A 1,244-nucleotide genomic window follows, 5' to 3' on the forward strand; every position below is an offset into this window, starting at 1 on the left:
TGGGCTGACCCCGTTTCGTAGGTCCAGTCGTTATGAGAGCCGTCCTGTTGCCCGCGGCCGCGGGCAGGGAGACTGGTCAGATCATGACGAACAGCAGGAAGCGTCACACCCCCGAGCAGGTCGTCCGTAAGCTCGGGCAGGCCGACAGGATGCTCGCCGATGGTCAGGACGTCGCGGCGGTGTGCCGGGAGCTCGGGGTGTCCGAGCAGACGTACTACCGGTGGCGGAACCAGTACGGCGGCCTCAAGGCCGACGACGCAAAGCGCCTAAAGGAGCTGGAGAAGCAGAACGCGACCCTGAAGCGTCTGCTCGCGGAAGCGGAGCTGGAGAAGGCCGCGCTCAAGGAGCTGGCTGAGGGAAACTTCTAAGCCCGGACAGGCGCCGCGCCGCCGTCGATCACCTCAAGCGCAAGTTGCGGGTGAGCGAACGGATGGCGTGCCGTCTGGTCGGGCTGAGCCGCTCCGCGTACCGGCGACCGCTCAAGGGCGACACGGTCGCGGACCCGGATCGGGCGCTCAGGGAGTGGCTGCGCGCCTGGGCGAAGGACCATCCCCGCTACGGGTATCGGCGGGCGTATCACGACGCCCGCGCCGAGGGGTGGGTGGTGAACCACAAGAAGATCCAACGCCTGTGGCGTGACGAAGGGCTCCGGGTCCCGCAGCGGCGTCGACGCAAGCGCGTCGGGTCCTCGACCGTCGACGCGCCGACGGCGGACGCGCCGAACGTGGTGTGGGCGGTGGACTTCCAGTTCGACGCCGACGAGCACGGACGACCGATCAAGATCTGCTCGATCGTCGACGAACACACCCGGGAGTGCATCGGCGGCCTCGTGGAGCGCTCGATTACCGCCGACCGACTCACCGCCCACCTCGAGGACCTCGTCGCCGCCCGGGGCGCCCCGGCGGTGCTCAGGTCGGACAACGGGCCGGAGTTCATCAGCGAGGCGATGGCCGACTGGGCCGGCACCCGCACCGGCCTGTCCTACATCCCTCCGGGCTCGCCGTGGCGCAACGGGTACGTCGAGTCGTTCAACAGCCGGATCCGCGACGAGTGCCTCAACATCAACAGCTTCTACTCGCTGCTGCACGCACAGGTCATCATCGGCGACTGGAAGGACGAGTACAACCACCACCGCCGGCACTCCTCGCTCGGCTACCTAACCCCAGCCGAGTACGCTCGGCAGTGCACCCATCAAATGGAAACCGACGACTCACAGAACGTCCGGACCGAATGAAGGGGGCGGC

General features: G+C 67.8%; 1 protein-coding gene. It reads left to right on the top strand.

Annotation, left to right across the window (positions count from 1 at the left end):
- The first annotated feature begins 83 nt into the window (after positions 1 to 83).
- Positions 84 to 1,234, top strand: a protein-coding gene (locus HMPREF2863_RS01400) for an IS3 family transposase (RefSeq protein ID WP_098471310.1) whose coding sequence is annotated in 2 segments (ribosomal slippage) — positions 84 to 354 and positions 354 to 1,234 — 1,152 coding nt in all. Because the reading frame shifts where the segments join, the coding sequence is not laid out codon by codon here.
- Positions 1,235 to 1,244 lie beyond the last annotated feature (10 nt).

Origin of the sequence: Micrococcus sp. HMSC067E09, assembly GCF_001812555.1 — a bacterium.
Classification (GTDB): domain Bacteria; phylum Actinomycetota; class Actinomycetes; order Actinomycetales; family Micrococcaceae; genus Micrococcus; species Micrococcus lylae.